General features: G+C 59.4%; 1 protein-coding gene. It reads left to right on the forward strand.

Going from position 1 to position 812, the window contains the following annotated elements:
- Positions 1-88: 88 nt before the first annotated feature.
- Positions 89-812 (forward strand): IS5 family transposase (locus tag AB4Y42_RS44080; protein WP_368697873.1); only part of this gene is annotated, 724 nt, incomplete at its 3' end.

Consider the following 812-nt stretch of genomic DNA (forward strand, 5'->3'; position numbering starts at 1 on the left):
CTAGCAGGCTGCTGAAGTACCGCTGAAGCACGTCATCGCGCAGAGTTCGTGAAGCGTTGATAGATGGACCACCACTTTCCCCTGGATTATGCGCGGCGCCGACACGTTCACTGAGAGTCTGTTTTCCATGACCAAACTGGACGACTTCGTCCCCAAGTCGCATCCGTTGCGTTCGATCCGCGTGATGGCGAACGAAGCTCTGGCGAAGATGGATCGGTTGTTCGCGGGGATGTACGAGGCCGACATCAAGGGTGGGCGGCCGAGCATCGCGCCAGAGAAGTTGCTGCGAGCCATGCTGATCCAGATCCTTTACAGCATCCGCTCGGAGCGCCAACTGATGGAGCAGGTGCAGTACAACCTGCTGTTTCGCTGGTTTATCGGCCTGGCCATGGATGATGAGGTGTGGGTGCCCACGGTCTTCACGAAGAACCGGGAGCGTCTGATCAAGCACGATGCCGTGATCGAATTCTTCAACGCCGTAGTGGCCATCGCCGAGAAGAAGTGCCTGCTCTCGGGTGAGCATTTCAGCGTGGACGGAACGTTGATCCAGGCGTGGGCCGGGCACAAGAGTTTTGTACACAAGAACGGCGACGATCGGGACGGCGACGGTGGCGGCGCGGGCGGCTTCAAGGGCGACAAACGCAGCAACGAGACACATCAGTCCAGGACCGATCCCGATGCAAGACTCTATCGCAAAGGCAAAACGGCCAGTGAATTGCGGTACATGGGCCATACGCTGACCGATAACCGGCACGGCCTGGTGGTCAATGCGCGCGTGACACACGCCGACGGGCATGCCGAGCGTGAAGCAG

It is taken from the genome of Paraburkholderia sp. EG286B, assembly GCF_040965655.1.
In the GTDB taxonomy this organism is placed as follows: domain Bacteria; phylum Pseudomonadota; class Gammaproteobacteria; order Burkholderiales; family Burkholderiaceae; genus Paraburkholderia.